This window comes from Bradyrhizobium sp. AUGA SZCCT0158 (assembly GCF_018130065.1).
Taxonomy (GTDB): Bacteria; Pseudomonadota; Alphaproteobacteria; order Rhizobiales; family Xanthobacteraceae; genus Bradyrhizobium.
On sequence record NZ_JAFCME010000003.1, the window covers coordinates 162,761 to 182,500 of the forward strand.

The 19,740-nt window shown below is 62.6% G+C and carries 19 protein-coding genes and 1 pseudogene; 12 read left to right on the forward strand and 8 right to left on the reverse strand.

Annotated elements, in window-relative coordinates; genetic code table 11:
- The first annotated feature begins 110 nt into the window (after positions 1-110).
- The 5 genes from JQ574_RS05560 to JQ574_RS05580 all read left to right on the forward strand — a co-directional run bounded on the left by JQ574_RS05560 (position 111) and on the right by JQ574_RS05580 (position 4,623).
- Positions 111-953 (forward strand): fumarylacetoacetate hydrolase family protein, encoded by an 843-nt coding sequence (locus JQ574_RS05560; protein ID WP_212033656.1) that lies wholly within the window; start codon positions 111-113, stop codon positions 951-953.
- A gap of 179 nt (positions 954-1,132) precedes the next feature.
- Complete coding sequence (locus tag JQ574_RS05565) at positions 1,133-1,747, forward strand: glutathione S-transferase family protein (RefSeq protein WP_212214061.1); 615 nt, start codon at positions 1,133-1,135, stop codon at positions 1,745-1,747.
- Positions 1,748-1,763: 16 nt separating this feature from the next.
- Positions 1,764-2,951: a serine hydrolase gene (locus JQ574_RS05570; protein ID WP_212383377.1), complete on the forward strand. Its 1,188-nt coding sequence runs from the start codon at positions 1,764-1,766 to the stop codon at positions 2,949-2,951.
- The gene (locus JQ574_RS05575) at positions 2,948-3,817 is read left to right on the forward strand and encodes an MBL fold metallo-hydrolase (RefSeq protein ID WP_212214057.1); all 870 of its coding nucleotides are present in this window, start codon (positions 2,948-2,950) and stop codon (positions 3,815-3,817) included. Before JQ574_RS05570 ends, JQ574_RS05575 begins: the two co-directional genes overlap by 4 nt.
- Positions 3,814-4,623 (forward strand): enoyl-CoA hydratase/isomerase family protein, encoded by an 810-nt coding sequence (locus JQ574_RS05580; RefSeq protein WP_212214047.1) that lies wholly within the window; start codon positions 3,814-3,816, stop codon positions 4,621-4,623. The genes JQ574_RS05575 and JQ574_RS05580 overlap by 4 nt, the downstream gene beginning before the upstream one ends.
- A gap of 55 nt (positions 4,624-4,678) precedes the next feature.
- On the opposite strand, the gene JQ574_RS05585 is transcribed toward JQ574_RS05580, so the two are convergent.
- Positions 4,679-4,858, reverse strand: a complete 180-nt coding sequence (locus tag JQ574_RS05585; RefSeq protein ID WP_212214045.1) for a hypothetical protein — start codon at positions 4,856-4,858, stop codon at positions 4,679-4,681.
- A 257-nt stretch (positions 4,859-5,115) separates the two neighbouring features.
- Between JQ574_RS05585 and JQ574_RS05590 the strand changes: the two genes are divergently transcribed.
- On the forward strand, positions 5,116-8,379 hold the full coding sequence (locus JQ574_RS05590; RefSeq protein WP_212383379.1) for a VWA domain-containing protein: 3,264 nt from the start codon (positions 5,116-5,118) through the stop codon (positions 8,377-8,379).
- A 90-nt stretch (positions 8,380-8,469) separates the two neighbouring features.
- On the opposite strand, the gene JQ574_RS05595 is transcribed toward JQ574_RS05590, so the two are convergent.
- Positions 8,470-9,012 (reverse strand): methylated-DNA--[protein]-cysteine S-methyltransferase, encoded by a 543-nt coding sequence (locus tag JQ574_RS05595; protein WP_212214039.1) that lies wholly within the window; start codon positions 9,010-9,012, stop codon positions 8,470-8,472.
- A gap of 179 nt (positions 9,013-9,191) precedes the next feature.
- Between JQ574_RS05595 and JQ574_RS05600 the strand changes: the two genes are divergently transcribed.
- Positions 9,192-10,004 (forward strand): alpha/beta fold hydrolase, encoded by an 813-nt coding sequence (locus JQ574_RS05600; RefSeq protein ID WP_212214036.1) that lies wholly within the window; start codon positions 9,192-9,194, stop codon positions 10,002-10,004.
- A 4-nt stretch (positions 10,005-10,008) separates the two neighbouring features.
- On the forward strand, positions 10,009-10,821 hold the full coding sequence (locus JQ574_RS05605; RefSeq protein ID WP_212383381.1) for an alpha/beta fold hydrolase: 813 nt from the start codon (positions 10,009-10,011) through the stop codon (positions 10,819-10,821).
- Positions 10,822-10,835: 14 nt separating this feature from the next.
- Here JQ574_RS05605 and JQ574_RS05610 read toward each other — a convergent pair whose 3' ends face one another.
- Together JQ574_RS05610 and JQ574_RS05615 are read right to left on the reverse strand one after the other, a co-directional pair.
- Positions 10,836-12,569, reverse strand: a complete 1,734-nt coding sequence (locus JQ574_RS05610) for an adenylate/guanylate cyclase domain-containing protein (RefSeq protein WP_212214026.1) — start codon at positions 12,567-12,569, stop codon at positions 10,836-10,838.
- Between the two features lie 182 nt (positions 12,570-12,751).
- On the reverse strand, positions 12,752-13,207 hold the full coding sequence (locus JQ574_RS05615; RefSeq protein ID WP_212214073.1) for a carboxymuconolactone decarboxylase family protein: 456 nt from the start codon (positions 13,205-13,207) through the stop codon (positions 12,752-12,754).
- A gap of 117 nt (positions 13,208-13,324) precedes the next feature.
- Here JQ574_RS05615 and JQ574_RS05620 point away from each other — a divergent pair, with 117 nt between their 5' ends.
- The gene (locus JQ574_RS05620) at positions 13,325-14,182 is read left to right on the forward strand and encodes a sigma-70 family RNA polymerase sigma factor (RefSeq protein ID WP_212383383.1); all 858 of its coding nucleotides are present in this window, start codon (positions 13,325-13,327) and stop codon (positions 14,180-14,182) included.
- 51 nt (positions 14,183-14,233) lie between these two features.
- Here the strand turns inward: JQ574_RS05620 and JQ574_RS05625 are convergent, their stop codons facing one another.
- Positions 14,234-14,608 carry a transcriptional regulator gene (locus JQ574_RS05625; RefSeq protein ID WP_312014770.1) on the reverse strand — a complete coding sequence of 125 codons (375 nt, stop codon included), beginning with the start codon at positions 14,606-14,608 and terminating at the stop codon, positions 14,234-14,236.
- On the reverse strand, positions 14,565-14,852 hold the full coding sequence (locus JQ574_RS35835; protein ID WP_212214020.1) for a BrnT family toxin: 288 nt from the start codon (positions 14,850-14,852) through the stop codon (positions 14,565-14,567). The genes JQ574_RS05625 and JQ574_RS35835 overlap by 44 nt, the downstream gene beginning before the upstream one ends.
- A 139-nt stretch (positions 14,853-14,991) precedes the next feature.
- Here JQ574_RS35835 and JQ574_RS05635 point away from each other — a divergent pair, with 139 nt between their 5' ends.
- The 3 genes from JQ574_RS05635 to JQ574_RS05645 all read left to right on the forward strand — a co-directional run bounded on the left by JQ574_RS05635 (position 14,992) and on the right by JQ574_RS05645 (position 18,081).
- Positions 14,992-15,666, forward strand: a complete 675-nt coding sequence (locus JQ574_RS05635; RefSeq protein WP_212214017.1) for a GntR family transcriptional regulator — start codon at positions 14,992-14,994, stop codon at positions 15,664-15,666.
- A gap of 133 nt (positions 15,667-15,799) precedes the next feature.
- Positions 15,800-16,600, forward strand: a complete 801-nt coding sequence (locus tag JQ574_RS05640; protein ID WP_212214012.1) for a phytanoyl-CoA dioxygenase family protein — start codon at positions 15,800-15,802, stop codon at positions 16,598-16,600.
- 161 nt (positions 16,601-16,761) lie between these two features.
- Entirely contained in the window at positions 16,762-18,081 is a 1,320-nt protein-coding gene (locus tag JQ574_RS05645; protein ID WP_212213996.1) for an NAD(P)H-dependent oxidoreductase, read from the forward strand.
- 23 nt (positions 18,082-18,104) lie between these two features.
- On the opposite strand, the pseudogene JQ574_RS05650 reads toward JQ574_RS05645, so the two are convergent.
- Both JQ574_RS05650 and JQ574_RS05655 read right to left on the reverse strand, forming a co-directional pair.
- A pseudogene (locus tag JQ574_RS05650) lies at positions 18,105-18,458 on the reverse strand (VOC family protein); the annotation flags it as partial.
- A gap of 69 nt (positions 18,459-18,527) precedes the next feature.
- The gene (locus JQ574_RS05655; protein ID WP_212213993.1) at positions 18,528-19,613 is read right to left on the reverse strand and encodes an NAD-dependent epimerase/dehydratase family protein; all 1,086 of its coding nucleotides are present in this window, start codon (positions 19,611-19,613) and stop codon (positions 18,528-18,530) included.
- Positions 19,614-19,740 lie beyond the last annotated feature (127 nt).

Sequence of the window (19,740 nt, forward strand, 5' to 3'; positions counted from 1 at the left end):
CACCCTACGAATTAAGAGACCTGCAATGCGGGACGCTTCCGCAGTTGAATTTCCCCGCCCGCTGTTCCATGAAGCATTCCAAGTAAATAAACCCCTGAGGGAGCAGTACAATGAAGCTTGTTCGTTACGGCGCGCTTGGCCAGGAAAAGCCCGGCCTGATCGATAAATCCGGCCAGCTGCGCGATCTTTCCGCGCATGTGAAAGATCTCAACGGCGAGGCCTATGCGCCCGCTTCGCTGGCCAAGCTTGCCGCGCTGGACCCCTCAAAACTTCCCGCCGTCGATGGCAAGCCGCGCTTCGGCGCGCCGGTCACCGGCATCTCGAAATTCGTCGCGATCGGCCTCAACTATGTCGATCACGCCAAGGAAACCGGCAATCCGATTCCGCCCGAGCCGATCTTCTTCCTCAAGGCCAACACTTCGCTGAGCGGTCCGAACGACGCGATCGAGAAGCCGCGCGAGTCCAAGAAGCTCGACTGGGAAGTCGAGATCGCCGCCATCATCGGCACCCGCGCCAAATATGTCAGCGAGGCCGACGCGCTCAACCACGTCGCCGGCTACTGCGTCTGCAACGACGTCTCCGAGCGCTACTTCCAGCAGGAGCGCGGCGGCCAATGGACCAAGGGCAAGTCGCACGACACGTTCGGCCCGGTCGGCCCGTGGCTGGTGACCAAGGATGAAATCGCCGACGTGCAGAAGCTATCGATGTGGCTCGACGTCAACGGCAAGCGCTGCCAGACCGGATCGACCTCGACCATGATCTTCACCATGGCGAAGTGCATCGCCTATGTCTCGACGTTCCTCACGCTGCTGCCCGGCGACATCATCACGACAGGCACGCCCCCCGGCGTCGGCGCCGGCATGAAGCCGCCGCAATTCCTCAATGTCGGCGACGTCGTCACCCTCGGCATTGAGGGCCTCGGCGAACAGCGGCAGCAAGTCATCGAGGCGTGAGGCTTTGGGCGACACGTAGCGCTTGCTCACTCGTCGTCATGCCCGGGCTTGACCCGGGCATCCACGTCTTGACGGTCTAACGGATAAAAAGACGTGGATGGCCGGGACATCTAGCGCGAAGACGCGCTTCGCGCTTCTGCCCGGCCATGACGGTGAATAAGACAAAGAGGATTCCAAAAATGAAACTCAGCTTCTCTCCCGCCTCGCCATTCGCCCGCAAGGTCCGCATCGCCGCGATCGAGACCGGGCTGATCGACAAGATCGAATTCATTTCGGCGACGGTGGCGCCCGGCACAGCCAACGAGGAATATTCGAAGATCACGCCGCTGAAGAAGCTGCCGGTGCTGATCCTCGATAACGGCGACGTCATCTTGGATTCCTACGTCATCGTCGAATATCTCGACGAACTCGCCGGCGGCAACAAACTGATCCCGGCCTCCGGCCCGACGCGCTGGCAGGTCAAGTCGGATCATTCCCTGCTGCAGGGCATGCTCGATGCCATGCTGCTGTGCCGCTACGAGGGCATGGTGCGTCCGCAGGAATTGCGGTGGAAGGCTTGGTCGGACGACCACTGGAACCGGGCCTGGACCGGCATGGCGCGGTTCGAGAACAAGCCCGACGTGTTGTCGCGGCCGTTCGACATCGTGCAGATCGGCCTCGTCTGCGTGCTCGGTTACGCCGATTTCCGCTTTGCCGATTGCGGCTGGCGCAAGGCGTTTCCGAAGCTCGATGCCTTCCATCAGCGCATGCTGGAGCGGCCGTCGGTGAAAATCTCGGTACCGCCGCCGGCGTAACAATGGAGACGGCGGCATGCGTGAGGGCGGCAGGAAATTGCGGCGCCTCGGCATCGCCGCCGCGCTCCTGCTGTCGGCGTCCGTGACCGCGCGGGGACAGACCGGCATGGCTTGCGGAACGCCCACGGCCCTCGACGATGGCTGGACCATCGCCTCCCCCGAAAGCGTCGGCCTCGATGGCGCGCGGCTTTGCACTATCGCGGCGCGCCTGAAGGAAACTCAGGCCAACGTCCATGCCGTGGTCATCGTCCGCCACGGCAAGCTCGCGTTCGAACAATATTTCGCGGGCTATGACGAGTCCTGGGGCCAGGGCGGCGGCCAGCACGCGTTCGACGCTACGACCAGGCACGACATGCGCTCGGCCTCGAAGAGCGTGATCTCGCTTTTGGTCGGCATCGCGATCGATCGCAAGCTGATCGCGAGCGCGGACGAGCCCGTCGTCAAATTCTATCCGGAATATTCTGACCTGAAATCGCCGGGCTGGGACCACGTCACGCTCCGTCATCTGCTCACAATGTCGTCCGGCATGCAGTGGGACGAGAACCGCGCCTGGAATGATCCGAAGAACGACGAACCGCATTTGAGCAGCGAGGCCGAGCCGATCCGCTACATCCTGTCGAAGCCGATCGTAAAGCCGCCCGACAATGTGTGGACCTATAATGGCGGCGGGACCGATCTGCTCGGCAACATCCTCGAGCGCGTTGCCGGCAAGCCGCTGCAAGCGTTCGCGCGCGAGGCACTGTTTGGGCCGATCGGCATTACCGATTTGGAATGGAAGAATTATCCCAAGAACGGGAAAGTCGCCTCCGCCGTCGGCCTGCGGATGCGGCCGCGCGATGCCGCCAGGATCGGACAGCTCGTGCTCAATCGCGGCGCCTGGGATGGCAAGACAATCGTCTCGCCGGGATGGATCGAGCAATCGGTCCGGCCACGCTTTCAGGCGATCGGCTATTTCAGCGGGCTGTTTTTCTACGGCCAGCAATGGTGGATGGGACGCTCGATCGCGCTGGAGACGGAAGTGAAGTGGATTGCCGCGATGGGCCTCGGCGGCCAGCGGCTTTTCATCGTGCCCGACCGCCATCTTGTGGTGATGACGACTTCCGGGCTTTACTGGCAACCGGGCCAGGGCAACGGGGCGCTCGACATGATGGCGAACTACATCCTTCCCGCCGTTCGCGACAGCAAGAACAAGGAAAAGCCATGAGCCTGAAATTCACCGTCGGCGATCTCACCATCCACCGCATCATCGAGCAGGAAACCACTTTCGTGCCGGCGCTGGAGATGCTGCCGGGACTGACGCCGGAAGTGCTGGCGGAGAACCGCGGCTGGATGCAGAAGGCCGGCGCGCTCGATGCCGAAGACGTGCTGATCCTGTGTTTCCAGTCCTACATCGTGAAGACACCGCACCACACCATCCTGATCGACAGCTGCATCGGCAACGACAAGCCGAGGCCGCTGCGTCCGAAATGGAACATGAAGACCGACGACACGTACGCGCTCGCGCTCGCTGCGGCGGGTTTTTCAGTCGGCGATATCGATTATGTCATGTGCACGCATCTGCATGTCGACCATGTCGGCTGGAACACGCGGCTGGAAAACGGCCGCTGGGTGCCGACCTTCCCGAAGGCGCGTTACGTGTTCGGCAAGGCCGAGTTCGACTACTGGACCGAGACAAATTCAAAAACACCCGTGCCGCCGTTCGGCGACAGCGTGTTGCCGGTGGTCGAAGCCAGACAGTCTGAAATCGTGCGCGACGATTTTGCGATCGGCGACCACGCCCGCCTGCTGCCGACGCCGGGACACACCCCCGGCCATCTCGCCTTCACCTTCGGCCGCGGCAAGGACGATGCGGTATTCTCGGGCGATCTGATGCACTCGCCGCTGCAGACGCGCTACCCGGAGATGTCGGTCAAGTTCGACGTCGACCAGGCGCAGGCGGGCGTCACGCGCCGCAGTTTCCTCGAACGCTATTGCGACACCGACACGCTGTGCTGCACCGCGCATTTCCCCTCACCGTCCGTGGGGAAAATCCGCCGCGCCGGCAACGGGTTTACCTGCGAGGCGATATGACCGCGGCCATCGAAACACCAGCCTTCGAAACCCTCGCGCTGGAGCGAGTGGACGAGCACGTGACGATCGTACGGCTGAACCGGCCGGACGCCTCCAATGCGCTCAACACCCAGATGGGCCGCGATCTCGTGCGCTGTTTCGAGGATGTCGCGCTCGATCCGGCCAATCTGCGCTGCATCGTCCTGACCGGCTCCGGCGACAAGGCCTTTTGTGCGGGCGGCGACCTGAAAGAGCGCCGCGGCATGACCGACGAGCAATGGACGCGCCAGCACGTGATCTTCGAGCGGATGGTGCGGGCGCTGATCGACTGCCCGGTCCCGATCATCGGCGCCGTCAATGGCGCGGCCTATGGTGGCGGCTGCGAGATCGCGGGTTGTTGTGATTTCCTCTACGCGGCCGAGACCGCGCGCTTTGCGCTCACGGAGGTCACGCTCGGCATCATGCCCGGCGGCGGCGGCACGCAAACCCTGCCCCGCGCGGTCGGCGAGCGCCGCGCCAAGGAATTGATATTGACCGGCAAACCGTTTACGGCAGCGCAGGCGCGCGACTGGGGGCTTGTGAACGAAGTGTTTCCGCAAGCCGATCTATTGCCGGAAGCGCTGGCGACCGCGTCGCACATTGCCCGCAACGCGCCGATCTCGGTCCGTCAAGCAAAGCTTGCGATCCACCGCGGCCTGCAGTCATCGCTGCGCGACGGCCTCGCACTCGAGATCGAGGCCTATAACCGGATGGTGCCGACCGAGGACCGCCGCGAAGGCGTGCTGGCGTTCAACGAGAAGCGGCCGCCGAATTTCAAGGGGCGGTAGACCAGGATCTCAAAGAGCCAGCATCGCGTCGCTTTGATCTTAGCCTGCTTTCGCTTCACCGGTACAGCATGGCGTATGCGAGCACCCCGGCTACGATCCAGAACAACAAGCCGGTAAAGACACACATGATGTCGGGAGGGCGCCGCCATCCAAACGGACCGAGCAGCCTTCTTCCAGTAGCGGCAAACAACTCTTCGAACAGCGCGCCGATTAATCCTGTGATCAGGTCAGCCATACTTTGTGGCGCCACGCTGTTTGGACAATCCGATCGTCAGCAGTCAGCGGTTGTCGATCAAACCTACCAAAACTTCGTGGATAGGCTTCTTCAAATTGTGTTGATGGCAAAGAATCCAGAACCAATCTGCCCCTCGACCCTGATGAAAAGCGAGTTGTAAGACAAATACTCGTCGCGTTGTGCGAGTGGAGCGGTTATCATGTTCGTCGTAATCGGATAGGAGCTTTGAAGCTGATTTCACAGCGAGGGCGACGGACATGTGGCTCATACTTCTCGACGCATCTGGTTCGATGGCGGATCCATTCAGCAGCACCAGCGAGTTCGCGGCCCGCACGCGGCAAAGCAAGAGCACTGTGAAGATTGATGCCGCAAAAGAATCGCTTATTCTTCACATGCGAGGATTGGGTCAGGCGACCGAAACCGCGATCTTCGTCTTCAGAGATGAAGCCGAACTAATCTACGAAGGCCTATCGTCTCAAAACAGCAGAATAGAAGCGACGCTCGCGACCGTCAAAGCCGGGGGCGGCACGGATATTGCGGCAGCGCTTACCGCTGTGAGCCGCCACGTGGATGCTCATCCCGACCAACCCCTTATCCGGGTACTATTGATTTCGGACGGCTTATCAAGCGTCGACGCAGCCGAGTCCGCGGCCGCCGAACTCAGGAAGCGACGAGTCCCAATCGACGCCATTCTCATCGATCCGAGTGAACCAGGTGAAGAACTGATCCGGCGTGTGATCGGGGGACTCGGCAGTGTTTCCGGAGTGACTTCCGTGTCCGAACTGGGCAAGGCAATTGGCGATATCGGCGAGGAGATGCGGTCCGACGTCGCGGCTGCGGCTCAAGCCCAAACCAACCTCGATACCGCGATGCAGGCAACACCGTCCGTGGCCCCAGCGGAGGATGTCAGTTTCACCGCAGCCTATCCAGGCGAGCTCGCCCAGGACAATTGGGCCTCCTTGTTGGTGTATGTACATCTGTCGGCGCTGGGAGACGAGGCTCGCAGTCGCGCTCTGGGTCTGGGCCGGCTCAAGGGGTCCGAGGTGCTTAGTCCGTCCATGCCTGGGTCAAGCCGTTTCCCACGCGGTACCACCCTCACACTCACGCCTCGGATCGAAGACTTCGTTATCAATCCACCCGCCGCAACAATCAATTGGTACGAGGACATTGAGAGCCACGAGTTTCGGATTCGTCCAGGCCGTGCAACGTCGGGGCCAATCCTCGGCGAGGTCGAAGTCGCGGTCAGGGGCCTTCCCATTGCGCGGGTACCACTGTCGATCCTCGTTCGTCCAACCTCCGACCCGCGGCCAGGCAATAGTGAATCAAAAACAAGTGTTTGCGGGCCGTTCAAGACTGTTTTCGCGTCATACGCCCGAACGAACTTGGATGTCGTCAAGGCCTGCGCCAGCGTGTATTCCGGCCTCGGCATCTACACGGTAATCGACAAGGACGCTTTGATTGCAGGACAAGCCTGGCGTCCCGCGATCCGCGCCTTGATGGCTCGCGCAGACGCGTTCCAGCTTTTTTGGTCCAACGACTCGAGCGTTTCGCGGCCTGTTCAGGACGAAATTGTGGAAGCCATCTCGCTTCAAGGCGACCGGGGGGAAGGCTTCATACGGCCAACTTATTGGATCGCGCCACCGCCCCCTCTGCCTCCGCAACTGGCTTCGCTAAACTTCACGTTTCTGGATCTCGATTGGCTGAAAAACCCATCCACTGACCTTCCGTCGCGAAGCGACCGCGACGTCCCGCTTACCGGTGCAGCTAAAATACCCGTTGCCGTTCTGCCCCTTTTGCCGGGAACCTCAATCAATGTCTGTCACGAAATCACGGCGGACACCTCCTTCGCCGTCGATTTCATCGAACAGACCACAGCGGCGCGATATTATCCGGTACCGACATTGCTTGTGGACGAATACACGGTCCGCAGTATCCGAGCGACACAAACTGTCGACTATGAACCTCTCGACCATCAGCGCCAGAAAGCCCTGCTTGATTGGTCGAGCATCATCGGCAGCATCACAGTTGCCTTCCACGTGAACACCTTCTGGGATGGCTCGGACGCGGGTGTCGCAATCGCGCAACGCGCTGGACTGAACAGCACCTCATTTGAGGCCTTGCGCCGGATTTCCGAGGGACACCCGCGCTCCTGGCTTCAACCCGCCTGGGTGAGCCCTGGCAATCGCAACAAACTCAACGAGATCCTGTCCCTTCATGACGCCGCAGCGTCTGTCGTCGAGGCGGCCCTGGCTGCGGACACCGCGAGCAGCAGTACGAATCTAAAAAGCTATCTGTGGAGTTCCGAAATCTGGATGGATTGGCAAGCCGAACTCGAGCCAATGGGGTTGAAGTTTTCGTTCCAATATCTGGATGCCAGCGGCGTTGCGTTCCGCAACGCCCTTCTTAAACTATGGAGGTTCATAGAGCCGGTTTTGGTCGGCTGTACGGATCGCCTCGAACCTCCAGCCCTACCCAGCCGTTTCCAGTCCGCCGTCCACATTGCCGACGCAATAATCCACGCGCTAAAGGGGCAGTTCGCAACAACGATCGATTTTATCTTGCGCGAGCTGGACGCAGGCGTGGGATGGCGCTCCGCTCACGCAGAGTTGCTGAACCTCGATTTGCCGGGTGTTGAGCCGGAGCAAAAATTCTTCGCATTCGCAGACGTCTTCTTCGGTGCAATAACTACGGTGTTGAAACAGCGAATCCGAGAGGCCGGGGATGAAACCGTTCAGGTCGGCTATACCATTCCAATGCCGGCATGGCGGCGAATAGAGGCCCTGGGCCTGCGCAACAACGTAACCGCCTCGGAAACCGAATCTTACGACATGGAGGGTGGCAAAGATGCCAAGCTCAACGGTCCGATCAGTGGTTTCATCGAATTGCTAAACGTTGCATGGGCCCGGGCAAGAGCCATTCTCAGCGGTCGAATCCGGGTCGATCGCTTCATCGCGAGCGACGTGCCGACCTACGGCATTTTTGCTCCAGCCAAGGTTGCAAAGGTTGACGCAGACTTGCAAGCCAGGATGCTGGAATGGGGCTTACGCAGCGAACTGATGTTACCAAACACCGACCGCGTTCTGCTTTGCGGCAATGCGCTCGACGATTTTCGTGCTACGCTCACGAAGCACCAAAAACAGAACGTCGCCCGACTGTTTCTTCGCAGCATTCTCGTCCACGAACACTTCCATGCGTTCCTGGAGACCGCGCCCATGAGCAATGGGAAGCCGCCTCCCGGACCGAATTTTCTGGAGCAATGGAATGCCGCGAAGCCCGTTAACGAAGCTCTCGCTGCCTGGATGCAGGTCCACATGGCCCGCGACAATCAGCCGTTGTCCTCAATGATCGGGCAGTACGTCAGCGCCGGCTCCTATCCTGAATGGCCCTATGCCGGAGCAGAGACAATCGAAACCGTCTACCAGAAGGATGGAATTGAGGAGATTAGAAACCTCATAGGCAAGCTGAGGACTGATCCACCATTGGCGATTGCATGGATGGAGAAGCACGCAAAGCAGCCTTAATTGAGGTCGCTGTACGCAGCAACTTTCGGCGTGGCCCCCCGAGCACCCCGAGCACCGGGCACTGCCCAAGAGCGACGCTAACAGCTATTCTCAATCGAACAGGTTCGGCGTGTGGTTCACGACAGCGCCTTCGATCGCCAGCATCTTCAATTTCGTCACCACGCCGCCATTGGCGGAGAAGCCGCCCGGCTTGTTGCCCGCCGCCAGCACGCGGTGACAGGGCACCACGATCGGACAGGGGTTGCGGCCGAGCGCCTGGCCGACGTCGCGCGACAGTTCGACGCCGCCGAGCTTTTTCGCGATATCGCCATAGGTCATGGTCTTGCCCGGCGGAATGGTGCGCGCGATGTCGTAGACGCCGCGGTTGAACTCGGGCACGCCGTCGAGATCGAGCACGACGTCCGCCAGGTCGTTCGGCTTGCCGGCCAACAGCTCGACAATCCCTTCGATGGCGGCCTGCACTTTGGCCGGCGGCTGCGCCTCGTCGATGTCGCCATGGCGCTGCTGCAGGCGGGTGCGGGTCTTCTTCTCGTCGCCCATCGGCAGTTGCACTGACACAATGCCGCGCTCGCCCCACACGATGCCGCAGCGGCCGATCGGGGTGTCGAATATCGCAAATTGCTGTTCGGTCATGATCTCGCTCCAGATCCTCTCGCTCCGATAGTTTGAGCTTGATGCTGGTCCCAAATCTAGGCTTGGAGATTGTTGCTATCCACCCGAAACCTGAGGGAACTTGACGGCATAAACAACTTCCGATGATGTGGGATATTCACCGCGCCATTCAATGGCCCCGCCCCGCACACCGAGCCCGTATGCAGACCCTTCCCGTCAATGGCTTTGACATGGCCTATATCGCGGCCGGTGACGGCCCGCCGCTGGTCTGCGTGCATGGCTCGCTGTGCGACTTCCGGATCTGGTCGTCGGTGATGGGGCTGCTGTCGAAAAAACACCGCGTGATCGCGCCGTCGCTGCGGCATTTCTTCCCGGATCATTGGGACGGCGTCGGCGACACCTATTCGATCGCGCAGCATGTCGATGACGTGATCGGCTTCATCGAGCAGCTCGACATCGGGCCGGTCGATCTGATGGGCCATTCCCGCGGCGGGCACATCACGTTTCGCGTCGCACAGCGCCGGCCGGACCTGTTGAGAAAGTTAATCCTGGCCGAGCCCGGCGGCGAACTCGACGGCACGCTCGATCCGGCCTACAAGCCCGGCCCCTCGCCGATCGCGGCCCGGATTGCGGCATCCGCGGAAGTCATCGCCAGGGGCGATATCGATGGCGGGCTGGCCATCTTCATCGATGCGCTGGAAGGCCCGGGAGCCTGGAAGCGCCTGCCGGCGACGCCGAAGCAATTGCTGCGCGACAACGCCACCACGCTGATCGGCCAGATGCGCGACTCTCGCCCGCCCTTCTCCAAGGCCGACGCCGAAGCCATCAAGACACCGACGCTGTTCATCGGCGGCGCCAACACCCGGGGCGCGATTCCGCTGGTGCTGTGCGCGCTCGCCGCGAACGTTGCGGGGTCGCGCACCGAGATGATCCCCCGCACCACGCATCCGATGTTCGAACAGGCGCCACAGAAATATTGCGAGATCGTGCTCGCGTTCCTGGCAGAGGCTTGATCCCATGCAGACGCTTCCCGTCAACGGCTATGACATCGCCTATCTCGACGTCGGAAAGGGCCGGCCGCTCGTCTGCGTCCACGGCACGCTCGGCGATTTCCGCACCTGGTATCCGGTGCTCGGGCCGCTGTCGAAAAAACACCGCGTGATCTCGCTCAGCCTGCGGCACTTCTTCCCGGAGCACTGGGACGGCGTCGGCAACGACTATCTGATGGCGCAGCACGTCTCCGACGTCATCGGCTTCATCGAGCAACTGAAACTCGGTCCCGTTGACCTGATGGGACATTCCCGCGGCGGACATATCGCCTTTCGCGTCGCCGAGCAGCGGCCGGATCTATTGCGCAAGCTGGTGCTCGCCGAGCCCGGCGGCGACCTCGACGCCACGCTCAGTTCAGTCGGTGCGGGCCCGGGTTCGTCGGCGATTGCGGCGCGGATTCCGGCCGCGGTGGAGAAAGTCAAAAGCGGCGATATCGACGGCGCGCTTGACCTGATCGTCGACATGATCGATGGCGAGGGCACCTGGAAGCGGCTGCCGGCTGCGCCCAAACAGCAGCTCCGCGACAATGCGTTCACGCTGATCGGCCAGGTCGGCGAGAGGCGCCGGCCGTTTTCACGCAGCGAAGCGGAATCGATTGGGATGCCGACCTTGCTGATCGGCGGCGGCGACACCCAGGGCTCGCTGGCGCAGATCTGGCGCGTGCTGGCGCAGCATATTCCGGGCGCCAAAACCGCCGTGATCCCCGGCGCCCGCCACTGGATCTTCGATCAGGCGCCGCAGGAATACTCCGAGGCTGTGATGGAGTTCCTGGCGGCGTGAGCGCTGCCAGTTGATCACTTTTCATCGAGACGCCATGCGCCGTCCCAATCGGCGGCCGGCGGGCTGGCCTGAAGTTCACCGATGCGTTTGATGAATACCCCGGACGGACCGTCGGCGGGGACCGCTTCGAGCCCGGCGCTGAAGGCGTGGCGCGCGTCGTCCCAACGGCGCTCGCGATAGGCGGCGAGCCCTTTCGAATAGCTGTCCAGCAGCGACACCTGCTCCGACGTGAGTTCGTCCTCGCGCCCGATGATCTCGAACACCGTCTCCGGCTGGCTCTGGCCGACCACGACCAGGCGGTCGATCTCGCGAAACGCCAATCCGTCACCGGCTGCGGCGATGGTCGGCGCCGAGACCAGGCAATGGCTGCCATAGGCCTTGTTGGCGCCCTCCAGCCGCGACGCCAGATTCACCGCGTCGCCCATGACCGTGTAGCTCATCATGAATTCCGAACCGATGCTGCCGACCAGCACCTCGCCGGTCGCAACGCCGATACGGACGTCGCAGTCGCTCGGCACCGTGCGCACGCCGAGCAATTCGGGAAGCTCCGTCCGCAACGCCGTCCCGCGGCGGGCCATGTCGATCGCGGCCAGACAGGCCAGCCGCGCCTGCTCGCCGTCTTCGTTGAACGGAGGACCCCAATAGGCCATGATCGCGTCGCCGATATATTTATCGATGATGCCGTGATGGTTGCGGATCGGCCCCGACATCGTCGACAGGTAATGGTTCATCACCTTGACCAGCCCCTGCGGCGTCATGCCCGTGCTGAGGCTGGTGAATCCCTTCATGTCGCAGAACAGCACCGTCATCACGCGGCGCTCGCCGTCGGTTACGGTCTGCGCCTGCCGGTCGATCAACCCCGCGACAACGCGCGGGTCGATATAGCGGCCGAAGGTTTCGCGCATCTTCTCCTTGTGGCGCAATTGTTCGACCATGTTGTTGAACGCGGACGTGAGCTGGCCGATCTCGTCGCGCGTGGTGACATCGATCGATCCATCGAGACGGCCGGCCTCGACGGCGCGGGTGCCCTCCAGCAACCGCCGCACGGGCCGGGTAATCCCGGTGCTGATGAAGATCGCGAACATCAATCCCAGTATAGCTGCAAGCCCGGTCAGGATCGCGGAGATCACGATCGTCTTTTGCTGGTCGCGCATCGTCACCACGGCATCGCTGCGAACTTGCGTCAGCATGTCCTTCCTGATGTCCTCGACCTTCTGATTGAACTCGTCGCGCAGCTGATCGGCCCGTGCCACGATGGCCTGGGCCTCGGTGAATTTGCGTGCCTCCAGCAGCGGCAGCAGGCGCAGATATTCCTCCCGCATGTAGCGGCGCAGATCGCCGTTGGCATTTTCGATGCGAGTGTCGATCCGGCCAAGTCCGGCGTTGTCGGAAGCCGTGGAGGTATCTTCGATGATAGCGTTGATCAGCTTGCGCGCGGCCTTCGCCTCCTCGTCAATATCCTGTCCTTTCGCCTCATAGGTCTTCTGGCGCTCGGCAAAGCCGGCCTCATCCGGCGGCGTCTGCATCCGGGCGATCACCATGCGGCGCAACGCCAGCGCCTGCTCCAGCGAGCGGACATTCATCCGCGCCAGATGTCCGTAGGCCTCGACATATTTGGTTGAGAGTTCGTCGAGCTGATGGGCGACCTTTCGCGTCATCACCGTCGACAAAACCGATGTGATCGCCATCAGGACGATCAGCCCGACCGCGATGGCAAGGATTCGCTTCCTGATCGACGGTCGCAACATGGCTCGGGGCTCTGACATAACGGGCACCGGAATGGATGACTGAGGCAAACGAAAAAGCCCGGCCGATCGGGATCGGCCAGGCTTGTTCTTTAGCTCGCGCAGGTAAATTAAGCACGAGCAGGCGCACTGGAATTGAGGCCAATGTCCGGGGATTCCGGGCCGGCCCCCGGCGTAACCGCCCCTCAGACCTTCCAGACACCCACGGGCTGGCGCACGGCGACGTTGAGCCTGTTCCAGACATTGATGTTGGCGATCGCCAGGACCAGCGCTGCAAGCTCCTGCTCGTCGAAATGCTTGTCGGCCTCATTCCAGATCGCATCCGGCACCGGGTCGGCGCGGTCGCTGATGCGGGTCAGTGCTTCCGTCAGCGCCAATGCGGCCCGCTCGGCTTCCGTGAAGTAGGGCGTGTCGTGCCAGGCCGCGACCGCGAACAGCCGCTCATCGGTCTCGCCGGCTTTCTTGGCGATCTTCGGGTGCATGTCGACGCAGACGCTGCAGCCGTTGATCTGGCTGGCGCGCAGATGTACCAGTTCGAGCAGCTTTTCCGGCAAGCTGTTCTTGGTCAGTTCACCGAGCGCGTGCAGCGCCTTCATGGCGTCGGGAACGACCATGACGGGGTGGTTCATTCGAGCCTGCATCATCATTGCTTCTCCATCCGTTGGTTCGGTTTTGACGTGACCGCGCCGATTTTCTGTCACACCAGCGGGGTTTCGTTCGTCATAGCCATGACGAGACACGACATGGGAATGTGACCGATGGACGAGAAAAAGTTTCTGGCTGAGAAATTCGAGGCCAACCGGGCCCATCTGAGGGCGGTGGCCTACCGCATGCTGGGATCGACCGCCGAGGTCGACGATGCCGTGCAGGAGACCTGGTTACGTTTGAGTCGCACCGATACCGGTGCGGTCGAAAACCTCGGCGGCTGGCTCACCACGGTGGTCGCCCGCGTCTGCCTCGACATGCTGCGGTCGCGCAAATCGCGGCGCGAGGAACCGATGGGCCCGGATGTGGCGGAACCTGCGGCCAATGACGAACACGAGCGCGATGCTGATATGGCCGATTCCGTCGGCGCGGCGCTGCTCGTGGTGCTGGAGACGCTGGCGCCGGCCGAACGGCTGGCCTTCGTGCTGCACGACATGTTCGCCGTGCCCTTTGAGGAGATCGCGCCGATCGTCGGCCGCACGCCCGCCGCAGCGAGGCAACTCGCCAGCCGCGCCCGCCGCCGGGTGCAGGGCACCCCGCCCGCGCCGGACGCCGATTTCAGCCGGCAGAAACAGATCGTCGATGCGTTCCTGGCCGCCTCGCGCAGCGGCGATTTTGAGGGGCTGCTCGCGGTGCTGGATCCTGACGTGGTGTTCCGTGCCGACCAGGCCGCGCAGCGGCTGGGTTCATTGTCGGAGATCCGCGGCGCTGCGGCGGTTGCCGAAACCTTCAAGGGCCGTGCCCAAGCCGCAAGGCCTGCGCTGGTCGATGGTGCGCTGGGGGTCGCCGTCGTCCTCGGCGGCGAAATGCGCATCGTGCTGCGGCTGACCATCAGCGGCGAGCGGATATCGGCGGTGGACGCGGTGGCGGACGCGGAAGCGATCGGCGCGTTTGATGTGGAGGTGCTCTAAGTCCGAGCAACTACCTACCGGAAGGAGCGGTTCGGACCTGCGCCGCCCCTTCTACGCTATTCCTTCTGCCAGCAACCGGCGCATGACCTCCGGGTCACGTTCGATTGCCAACAACAGCGCCCGGGCCGGTGCATCCGGCGTGCTTCGACGCTGCTCCCAATCGCGCAGCGTGGTGATCGGAAGGTGGAAGGCCTCAGCAAATTGCATCTGCGTCATGCCGAGGCGTTGTCGAAGCACCTTTACGCGCGACACCCGGCGCATCCCGGACAGTTGCTCTGGCGTGAGCGGCTGGGCGTCGGGATCGGACAGTGCAGCGGCCACGACTTCCTCATCGGTCACGGCATCGAGTCGCGTCCAATCGGTATCGCTCCGAGGCGATGTGCTACCAGGCTTCGTGGTCACCCGCGTAGTACCGGTCTTGTTCATGTCGTGTGGCCTTTCGGGCCGATATAATTCTGTAGCTATCTTCGCCACGCAGTGTGACGATCACAAACAGGACGTTGCTACGAGCCATTCCGATGACCTGAACTCGCTCCTCTTCGTATACGAACCGGGTGTCGACTTCTTCCAAACGGTTCGCATCTTCGAGGGCAGCAATCGCATCCGCAAAGTCCACGCCGTGCTTGCGAAGGTTCTCAGCGGCTTTGCCATCGTCCCATTCATACTGCACACAGGAGACAGTACCGGATACCGGTAGTCCACGCAATCTGCGCGGCTTTCGGCAAGGCCAGCGGCCCTCTTGACCTGGTCACCTGCCGGGAGTATCCATACCGAATACGGAATTCCGTATTCCTCTTTGGACAGCCGGCATGATCCCGTTAGATCCGCTCCCCAACCTGATCGACCAGGTCTATGCCCGGATCCTCGAGGCGATCATCGACCGCACGCTGCCGCCGGGGCAGCGCATCACCCAGAACGAGCTGGCCGAGAAGCTTGGCGTATCGCGCCAGCCGGTTTCCCACGCCCTTCATCTGCTGCACCGTCAGGGCCTAGTGGCCGAGAGCGGCCGCCGCGGCTTTGAGGTCACCGAACTCGACCCGGCGCGTATCCGCCAGCTCTACGAGGTCCGCGGGGCCATCGACGCCCTGGCAGCACGGCTTGCCGCCGGACGCGTGAAGACCGACACGGCCGGACGGGCGGCGCTGGAAGCGGCCTTGGAGGCCGGCCGGACCATCGGCCAAGGCACCCCGCTGGCGCGGCTGATTGCGCTCGACGTCGACTTTCACAGCGCGATCTACCGCCTCGCAGGGAACCCTGCGATCGAGGAAATGATCGCGCCGCAATGGCCGCACATGCGCCGCTCGATGGCCACCGTGCTGGCCGAACTCGATTACCGCGACAGCGCCTGGAGCGAACACGAGGCGATCGCCGTGCAGATTCTGGCCGGCAATGCTGGGGAAGCCGAGGCTGCGGCGTTGGCGCATGCGCAGACGGCAGGACGGATGACGGAGGAAAGACTGAGGGCGACGGATAAGGCGGCGTGACGATTGGAAGTCCTCGTCCTGAGGAGCGGCAAAGACGCGTCTCGAAGGATGGGCCGGCAGCCTCATGGTTCGAGACGCGCGAAGACGCGCTCCTCACCATGAGGGAGAGAAACAAAACAAAGGGAGAGACGACATGAAACTCACGCAAGAGCAGATCGACTATTTCAACCGCGAAGGCTGGCTGTTCCTGCCCGAGCTGTTCAGCCCCGAGGAAGTGGCCTATCTCGCCCGCGAGGCTGTCAGCATCTATGACGCCGACCGGCCCGAGGTGTGGCGCGAGAAGAGCGGTGCGCCGCGCACCGCCTTTGCGGCGCATCTCTACAACGAGGCGTTCGGCGCGCTCGGTGCGCATCCGCGCATGATCGAGCCGGTCGAGCAGGTGTTCGGTGAAAAAGTCTACATGCATCAATACAAGATCAACGCCAAATCCGCCTTCACCGGCGATGTCTGGCAATGGCATCAGGATTACGGCACCTGGAAGCGCGACGACGGCATGCCGCAACCCCGCGCGATGAATATCGCGATCTTCCTCGACGAGGTGATGCCGATCAACGGTCCCCTGATGCTGGTGCCCAAGAGCCAGCACGCCGGCGACTTGCAGGCCTCGCACGATCTCGAGACCACCTCCTATCCGCTGTGGACGCTGGACGAGGCCACGGTGACGAGGCTGGTGAAGGAAGGCGGCATCGTCGCGCCGACCGGCAAGGCCGGCGGCATGCTGATGTTCCACGGCAATCTGGTGCACGGTTCGGCCGGCAACATCACGCCCTACCCGCGCAAGATCGTCTATCTGACGCTGAATGCGGTCTCCAATTACATCCGCACCCCGACGCGGCCGGAATATATCGCCCATCGCGATTTCACGCCGATCCAGACCGTGGACGACGACGCGTTGCTGCGATTGGCGCGAGCCCATCGCCAGGCGGCGGAGTAGGTCACTCTCGTGCCCCGGACGCAGCGCAGCGTGTAACGTTGCGCTGCTGAGCCGGGGCCCATGCTTGAACCGCGCTCGATTATCTCCATGGGTCCCGGCTCTGCGGAGCAGCGTGAAGAACGCTGCACCGCGTCCGGGACACGCCAACTTTCGGATTTGCCATGAATCTCCACCACCTCCTCCAGGCCCGCCATGCCGCCGGCAAACCGGTTCGCGTCGCGCTGATCGGCGCCGGCAAGTTCGGCTCGATGTTCCTGGCACAGGTGCCGCACACGCCGGGACTCGAGGTGCCGCTGATTATCGATCTCGACCGCGACCGCGCGCGCGAGGCGTGCCGTACCGTCGGCTGGGACCAGGAACGGATCGCACGGACCGCCTTCACCGATGACGGCCTGCGCGCGATCGCCGGCGGCGCGATGGATGTCGTGGTGGAGGCGACCGGCAATCCCGCCGTCGGCATCCGGCATGCCCGCGCGGCGATTGCGGCCGGCAAGCATGTCGTAATGGTCAATGTCGAGGCCGATGTGCTGGCAGGTCCGCTGCTGGCGGAGGAAGCCCGCAAGGCTGGCGTGGTCTATTCGCTGGCCTATGGCGATCAGCCGGCGCTCACATCAGAGATGGTGGACTGGGCGCGCGCCACGGGGTTTCGCGTCGTCGCCGCCGGCAAGGGTACAAAATATCTGCCGGCCTATCACCACGTGACGCCGGAAGGCGTCTGGGGCCATTACGGCCTCACCGCGGATGAGGCGCAATCGGCGGGCATGAATCCGCAGATGTTCAACTCGTTTCTCGACGGCACCAAATCCGCCATCGAGATGGCGGCGATCGCCAATGCGTGCCAGCTCGACGTGCCCACCGACGGCCTAAAGTTTCCGCCTTGCGGCGTCGACGACCTGCCGCATGTGATGCGGCCGCGCGACAAAGGCGGCGTGCTCGAGAAATCCGGCGTGGTGGAAGTGGTGTCCTCGCTGGAGCGTGACGGCAGGGCGGTGTTTCGCGATCTGCGCTGGGGCGTCTACGTCGTGCTGGAAGCACCGAACGACTATGCCGCGGATTGTTTCAAGCAGTACGGCCTGAAGACCGACGCATCGGGGCGGTTTGCTGCGATGTACAAGCCGTATCACCTGATCGGACTGGAGCTGAACATCTCGATCCTGTCGGCGGCGTTGCGCAATGAGCCGACCGGACAACCGCACGGTTTTCGCGGCGATGTCGCGGCGGTGGCAAAGCGGAACTTGCGCGCCGGCGAAATGCTCGACGGCGAAGGTGGCTACACGGTATGGGGCAAATTGATGCCGGCAGCCGCCAGCCTCAAAGCCGGCGCGCTGCCGATTGGTCTCGCCCATCGCGTCAAGCTGAAGAACAACGTCGCCCATGGCGCGGTGGTGCGCTGGAGCGATGTCGAGGTCGATGAAGGCAATGACACCATCAAGACGCGGAAGGCGATGGAAGCGAAGTTCGGGACGGCGGGTAATACGTAGATTGGGTCACGCCTGCTCCGCCGGCAAACCGCCTCGATGTTGTGGCCGTCGGGATCGAGCACGAACGCGCCGTAGTAATCTTCATGATAATGCGGGCGCAGCCCCGGCTGCCCGTTGTCGCGTCCCCCGGCTGCGAGCGCGGCCTGGTGAAATCGGTCCACGGTTTCCCTGTCCTGGGCCACAAAGGCGACGTGGCTGCCGGTTTGCGACGCGTTTTTCTCGCCGATCCAGAAGAATGCCTTGCGATCGGCTCCATAGCCGGCGGCGGTTGGACCGTCAGCGTACAAGCGCTCGATGCCGAGCGGGCGAAGCGCGTGATCATAGAATTTCCTTGACCGCTCGATATCGCTGACGCCCAGCGAGACGTGATCCAGCATTGCAGCCTCCTGATTATCTCGACGATTCATGACGGCATCTGGCGCGGATCGGCGCAGTCTCCGAATTTGCTACGGCAGCAAACGGCTCGATCGCGCCAGGGCGAACCATTTCCGGAACATCGCCTCGGTATCCATCATCTCCGTAAAACCGGCCTGGTTGATCTTCACGGTCGAGACGATTGAGGGCGGGCCCGACTGGGTGTGGCCATAGCGCATGCTGTAATCGGCGTACTGGAATGAAAGGCCGACAAATTCTTCAAGGCCGGGCGAAATCAGATTGTGCTTGCGTCGCAGCTCGTCCCACGGCGCGATCCATTTGGGATACTCGCGCGCCAGCGACAGCGCCACGGCATTGCCCGGCTTCATCTCAAGCGCGTCTGCAATCGCCGGCCAGACATTCTCCCAGGTGAAGACATCGCCATTGGTGACGTTGAAGGCTTCGTTGCGCGCGGCGGCCGCCTCGCCGGCCCAGGCAATCGCGCGCGCCAAAAGATCGACGTCGACCGCTTGCGACACCCGCGCGGCGCCGCCGGGATAATCGAGCGGGCGGCCCTGCTCGCGCAACATGACGGCATAGACGCCGAGCGGCGGGATCAGGTCCATCGCGCCGCCGATCGTCTCACCGACGATCAGGACCGGCCGCAGAATGCTCCAGTGCCAGGCTTTGCCCTGCTGCAGCTCACGCAGGAAATTCTCCTGCGCCCAGTAGAAATTCGGCTGCTCGTACATTTCCGAGCGGCCCTCGCGCGCCGGCACGGTGAGCGGGCGGACGTGGACGCCATAGGCCTTGGTGCCTTGCAGAAGTGCGACATGCCGAAGCTCCGGCGCGACCGGTTCGAGCGCGGCCATCAGATTGCGCAGCATCAAATCGTTGGTGCGGATCTGATCCTGATCGCGCCAGCCGTCGACCAGATTGGGCGCTTCATAGAGCGCGGCGTAGACAAGATGGGTGGCGCCCTGCAATTCGGTTGCGGCGCGCCGGCACTGCACGGGATCGGTGAGGTCGATCGGAACGTGCCGGGCTCGATAGAGCTCGCGCGGCCTGCGCCGCGACAGCGCCAGAACGTCGCATCCCCCGGCGGCGCCGAAGTGCCGCAATGCGGCATTTCCCACCAATCCCGTGGCGCCCGCGATCACGACCTTCTTCTCTGCCATTTCCGGCTCCCAGCGGCGATTACCGGCCTTCCTATCAGACGAAGGCCCGTCGCGTCAGTTTACGTCTTAGCCTTTCGTCGTGTGAAGGCGGGCAATTGAGGGGGCGGCCATTGCGTAAACTTATTGC